General features: G+C 67.2%; 5 protein-coding genes and 2 pseudogenes. 5 read left to right on the forward strand and 2 right to left on the reverse strand.

The genetic code is table 11. The features are described from left to right. Positions 1-764: pseudogene (locus WAN71_RS15035) on the forward strand (acetyl-CoA acetyltransferase); the annotation flags it as partial. Between the two features lie 32 nt (positions 765-796). Here WAN71_RS15035 and WAN71_RS15040 read toward each other — a convergent pair. Then, entirely contained in the window at positions 797-1,132 is a 336-nt protein-coding gene (locus WAN71_RS15040; RefSeq protein WP_422226099.1) for a hypothetical protein, read from the reverse strand. Positions 1,133-1,211: 79 nt separating this feature from the next. Continuing rightward, positions 1,212-2,060, reverse strand: a complete 849-nt coding sequence (locus WAN71_RS15045) for an LLM class F420-dependent oxidoreductase (RefSeq protein WP_422226095.1) — start codon at positions 2,058-2,060, stop codon at positions 1,212-1,214. 267 nt (positions 2,061-2,327) lie between these two features. On the opposite strand from WAN71_RS15045, the gene WAN71_RS15050 reads away from it, so the two are divergent. From WAN71_RS15050 to purH, 4 genes and pseudogenes are all read left to right on the forward strand, one after another. Next, positions 2,328-3,197, forward strand: coding sequence for a DUF5336 domain-containing protein (locus WAN71_RS15050; RefSeq protein ID WP_422226096.1), 870 nt, complete (start codon positions 2,328-2,330; stop codon positions 3,195-3,197). Positions 3,198-3,269: 72 nt separating this feature from the next. Then, positions 3,270-4,574, forward strand: a complete 1,305-nt coding sequence (locus WAN71_RS15055; RefSeq protein ID WP_422226097.1) for a DUF6350 family protein — start codon at positions 3,270-3,272, stop codon at positions 4,572-4,574. Positions 4,575-4,583: 9 nt separating this feature from the next. Then, positions 4,584-5,213, forward strand: a complete 630-nt coding sequence (purN, locus tag WAN71_RS15060) for a phosphoribosylglycinamide formyltransferase (protein ID WP_422226098.1) — start codon at positions 4,584-4,586, stop codon at positions 5,211-5,213. Next, positions 5,210-5,721: pseudogene (gene purH / locus WAN71_RS15065) on the forward strand (bifunctional phosphoribosylaminoimidazolecarboxamide formyltransferase/IMP cyclohydrolase); the annotation flags it as partial. The gene purN and the pseudogene purH, both read left to right, overlap by 4 nt.

Genomic DNA, 5,721 nt, shown 5'->3' on the forward strand with positions numbered 1-5,721 from the left:
AGGTGAACCAGGGCGCGGCGGCACTGCTGATGTCCGTCGAAGCGGCGCGCAAACTTGGTGTGCCCGAGGAAAATTGGGTGTATCTGCACGGGCACGCCGATCTCGAAGAGCAAAGCCTGCTGGAGCGGCCGGATCTCGGGCACGCCCCGTCGGCGGTGATGGCGGCGCGCGAAGCGCTGGCGGTTGCCGGTATCGGTATCGACGACATCGCCACCTTCGATCTGTATAGCTGCTTCCCGGTGCCGGTCTTCAACATCTGTGACGGCATGAGCATCGCGCCCGACGACCCGCGCGGTCTGACGTTGACCGGCGGCCTGCCGTTCTTCGGCGGTGCGGGCAACAACTACTCGATGCACGGTGTCGCCGAGACGATCGCCAAATGCCGAAGCGCGCCAGGGCAATTCGGTCTCGTCGGTGCCAATGGCGGTATCTTGAGCAAGTATTCGGTCGGGGTCTACTCGACTACGCCTGCCGAATGGAAACCGGATCGCAGTGCGCAGCTGCAGGGACAGATCGGCCAGTCGCCCACCCAGTCGGTGACCGAGCACGCCGACGGGCCGGGCACGGTCGAGACCTACACGGTCCGGCGCGACGGTGGCCGGCCGACCGGGATCATCATCGGCCGGCTCGACGCCGACGACAGCCGGTTTTTGGCGACCACCGAAGACGACGACTTAATCGGGCTGCTGACCGACGGCGAACCACTGGGGCGGCCGGTCGTCGTACGCTCGTTCGACTACGGGAACCGCTGCGTCCTGAGCTGACTAGGCCTTTCCCTTAATGCCCTTAATGGCCCTTAGTGCCCCTTGATTGCGTCAACCAACCCCTGGGTGTCCGCGACCGTCACGGTCAGCGCCGAGTGATCGCGCAGACCGATCACCCGGTGGATCCGCGGCTCGAAGTGGATGCACACACCTTCGGAGGCGTTGGTGCCGAAGGTAAGTCCGTCGTCGGCAGCCGATAGCCGGGCGCCGACCGCGGTCCACCATCGGTACGGACCGGTGACGTGCGCGTCTTGGACGCGGGACAGCGGCGCATCGACACGCAATGGCCCATAGCGGGCGATCAGACGGCCGTCGTCGGTCACCGTTACCCCCTGGGTGCTGGGCCATGCCCGAAACGGCAACCACATCGGGGCCAGACGAGGATCGTAGCGATAGGGAAAGTGCCGGCCTCGGTCGTTGCGGGCTGTCACGATGCTCCTGAAGATCTCACACCAACGCGGCGAGTTTCCCGGCCAATCGTTCCACATAGGCTGCGACCTCGTCCGCGGGCTTGTCGGGCAAACCGAACAGCACCTCGGTGACGCCCAATTCGGCCCAGTGCGACAACTTCTCGGGCACCGGCTTGAAATCCAGCGCCACGATCTGCGGCGCTCCAACACGTCCGGCGGCTGCCCAGGTGTCCTGCAGCAACTTCACCGGCCCGTCGATGTCGAAGTCGCGCGGAGTGGTGATCCAGCCGTCGGCGCTGCGTGCGATCCAGTTGAAGTTCTTTTCGTTGCCGGCCGCACCCACGAGCACCGGAATATGCGGTTGTAACGGCTTGGGCCACGCCCAGCTGGGCCCGAAGTTGACGAATTCGCCTTGGTAGGAAGCTTCCTCTTGGGTCCACAACGCCCGCATCGCCTCGATGTATTCACGAAGCATCGTGCGGCGTCGCCCGGCCGGCACGCCGTGGTCTGCGAGTTCGTCGGTGTTCCAGCCGAACCCGACGCCCAGACTGACTCGCCCGCCGGATAGGTGATCGAGGGTCGCGATAGATTTCGCCAGCGTGATCGGATCATGCTCAACCGGCAACGCCACCGCGGTGGACAGCCGTACCCGCGAGGTGACCGCGCACGCCGCACCGAGGCTGACCCACGGGTCCAGCGTGCGCATGTAGCGGTCGTCCGGCAGCGACTCGTCACCCGTCGTCGGGTGGGCAGCCTCGCGCTTGACCGGAATGTGGGTGTGTTCGGGTACGTAGAAGGTCGTGAAGCCGTGGTTGTCGGCGAGCGTGGCCGCTGCCGCCGGGGTGATACCGCGATCGCTGGTGAACAGCACAAGCCCGTAGTCCATGCAGAGAATTAGAACGTGTTCCAATCTCGCGGGCAAGGGCGGGGGCGTCGTGACGGCGCGCGACCCGGTCGACATCACGTTGACTCCCGCGCCGTCTACTGGCCAAGGTGCGCTAGCGTGGGTGATCGGCACGCGTCGCAAACGCCCGCGCTAGTCGCCACGGCGTTCATAGAGCGGTCCGGGGTAGCGTCGCGAGAAGGCCGCCTGGGAGTAAGAGCGCCACACGACGGTGGCGCCGCAACAGCACTGGAAGGCACAGGAGAAGCCATGACTTACCCGCCCGGCAGTCCCGGATATCCGCCCGCGCAGTCGCCGGGCAGCTACGGGGCCTCCTCCACACCCTCGTTCACGAAATCCGATGACGGTGAGAGCAGTCTGAAGGTCTACCTGACCATCGGCGTGGTGGCTCTCGGTTTGGCCAGCTATCTGCTGAGTTACGGCCCGATGATCACCCGCATCCTGCCCAACGGCGACGAACTCATTGAAAGCGGCAGCACCTTGCCGATTGACCTGGCATTGCTGGCGGGGCTGCTGGCCGGGGTGGGTCTGTTGCCGAAGGCCAAGAACTACGCCGCGGTGGTGGCGGCCGTGGCCGCACTGGGCGGGCTGCTGCTGATCGAGGACACGATCGGCGCGTCCGGCCGAGGCTGGGCGCTATGGTTCGCCCTGGGCTGCGGGGTGATCCAGGCCGTCCTTGCTGTCAGCGCACTCTTGCTGGATGCGGGCGTGATCACCCCACCGGCGCCGCGGCCCAAGTACGACCAGTACGCGCAGTACGGTCAGTACGGCGGCTACTACGGTCAGCAGGGTCCCTACCAGCAGTCCGGATACGGCTCGCAATACGGCGGCTACCCGTCCGGGCCTTCGACCGGCGGCTTCAGCGCGGCCGGCCCGCAGTCTGGCCCTATCCCGTCTCCGCAGTCCGGACCGCACCAGGGTTTGCCGCAGGAACGACAGCAGGGATCGCCCACCCCGCCAACGGGTTTCCCCAGCTTCAGCCCGCCGCCGTCCGGCTCCGGCGGCCCGGGTCAGCCAAACTCCGCAAACCACGCCGGCGCCGGCCACGGGCAGCACTCGTATGGCCAGGGTCAGCAGCCGCAGGCGCCGTCCTCGCCGTCGGGCCCGGCACAGTCCTAACCGTGCGCACTCGGGCGCGGCGGGTCGTCGGCCAGACGGCCTAGTAGGTAACGTCCTCGAAGCGTGACGCGGGTGCAGGACAGTCCAGCGGCGGGTGCCCGTCAGGCCCGTGACCTATTGCGGGTCGCGTTCGGTCCCGCCCTGGTGGCGTTGGTTGTCATCGCGGCGGTGACGCTGCTGCAGTTGTTGATCGCTAACAGCGACATGACCGGCGCGCTGGGCGCGATCGCCAGCATGTGGCTGGGCGTGCACCAGGTGCCGATCTCGATCGGCGGCCGCGAACTTGGCGCGATGCCGCTGCTGCCGGTGCTGCTGATGGTGTGGGGTACTGCACGTACCACCGCGCAGGCCACCCCCGCCACGGCTTCCTGGTTCGTCATCCGCTGGATTGTGGCCTCAGCGCTGGGCGGACCGCTGCTGTTCGCCGCGATCTCATTGGCGGTCATCCACGACGCGGCATCGGTGATCACCGAACTGCAGACGCCGAGCGCGTTGCGGGCGTTCGCGAGCGTGCTGGTAGTCCATGGCATCGGCGCGTCGATCGGCGTGGGCTCTCGGGTCGGCCGCCGGGCGCTGGGGACATCGCCGCTGCCAGGCTGGCTGCCCGATTCGCTACGGGCCGCGATGGCCGGCGTGCTGGCGCTGCTCGGGCTGTCCGGCATGGTTACCGCCGCCTCGCTGGTCGTGCACTGGGCGACGATGCAGGATCTGTACGCGATGACCAATTCGATTTTCGGCCAGTTCAGCCTGACCGTACTGTCGGTGCTGTACGTGCCCAACGTCATCGTCGGCGCCGCCGCGATGGCCGTGGGGTCCAGCGCCCATCTGGGTTTTGCGACGTTCAGTTCGTTCACCGTGTTCGGCGGCGACATTCCCGCGCTGCCGGTGCTGGCCGCGGCGCCCAACCCGCCGCTGGGGCCAGCCTGGGTTGCGCTGCTCATCATCGGCGCATCGTCGGGGGTAGCGGTCGGACAGCAGTGTGCGCGCCGGCCGCTGCCGACGCTTGAGGCGATGGCCAAACTACTGACCGCGGCCTCGGTGGCGGCGCTGACCATGGCGCTGCTCGGTTACGCCGGCAGCGGGCAGTTGGGCAACTTCGGCGACGTCGGGATCGACCAGGCCACCTTCGGGGTTGCGGTGTTCCTCTGGTTCGCCGTCGTCGGCGCAATCACCGTAGCGATGGCCGGCGGCGTCAGATACCGGGCGAGGAAGCCCACACCGGCCGAGCCGGTCGCTGAATTCGCCGACGACGATCAGCCGCCAGCCGCCGATCCGCCGCTTCCTGAGCCCGAATGTCCGGCTCTCCCCCGCGAGCGGGAGGTACCCCCACCTCGAGGCAAAGACCGCCCCGCATCGTCGCCGAACGAAGCCGATTAGGCTCGCCCTGTGCAGCAACCGTTCCGCGTGCCGCCCAGCGCACCGGCACGATTGGTGATCCTGGCGTCGGGTACCGGTTCGCTGCTGGCGTCCTTGCTGGATTCCGCCGTCGGTGACTATCCGGCACGGGTGGTCGCGGTCGGCGTGGACCGCGACTGCCGGGCCGTCGAGATCGCCACCGCGGCGTCGTTGCCGACGTTCACGGTGCGGCTGGCCGATCACGTTGACCGCGACGGGTGGGACGCCGCGCTAACCGAGGCGGTCGCGGCGCATTCACCCGACCTCGTCGTATCCGCGGGATTCATGAAAATCCTTGGGCCGCAGTTCCTTGCACGGTTTTGCGGCCGCATTCTCAACACCCACCCGACGCTATTGCCGGCGTTTCCCGGCGCGCGCGGGGTGGCCGAGGCTTTGGCCTACGGTGTGAAGGTCACCGGCTGCACGGTGCACCTGGTGGATGCCGGCACCGACACCGGCCCGATACTGGCCCAGCAACCGATTCCGGTGCTCGACGATGACGACGAAGAAACTCTGCACGAGCGCATCAAGGTCACCGAACGGCTGCTGTTGGTGGATGTGGTGGCCGCGGTGGCGACCGGCGGCGTGACCTGGAACGGACGAAAGGCGACTATCGGATGAGCAGCGAGGACTCGAGACGGTCGATCCGCCGCGCACTGGTCAGCGTGTACGACAAGACCGGGCTGGTCGAGCTTGCCCGCGGCCTGCACGCGGCCGGTGTCGACATCGTCTCGACCGGCTCGACCGCGAAAACCATTGCCGATAACGGAATTCCGGTAACCCCGGTAGAAGAGGTTACTGGCTTTCCTGAGGTGCTCGACGGCCGGGTCAAGACTTTGCACCCACATGTGCACGCCGGGCTGCTGGCCGACTTGCGCAAACCCGAGCATGCGGCGGCACTCGAGCGACTCGGGATCGCGGCGTTCGAGCTGGTGGTGGTCAACTTGTACCCGTTCAGCGAGACAGTCGACTCCGGCGCGAGTATCGACGAATGCATCGAGCAGATCGACATCGGGGGGCCGTCGATGGTGCGGGCCGCCGCAAAGAATCATCCAAGCGTTGCGGTGGTGGTAGACCCGCTCGGGTATCACGGTGTGCTGGCCGCGGTGCAGAGCGGCGGGTTCACACT

Source organism: Mycobacterium sp., assembly GCF_049280035.1.
Lineage (GTDB): Bacteria > Actinomycetota > Actinomycetes > Mycobacteriales > Mycobacteriaceae > Mycobacterium.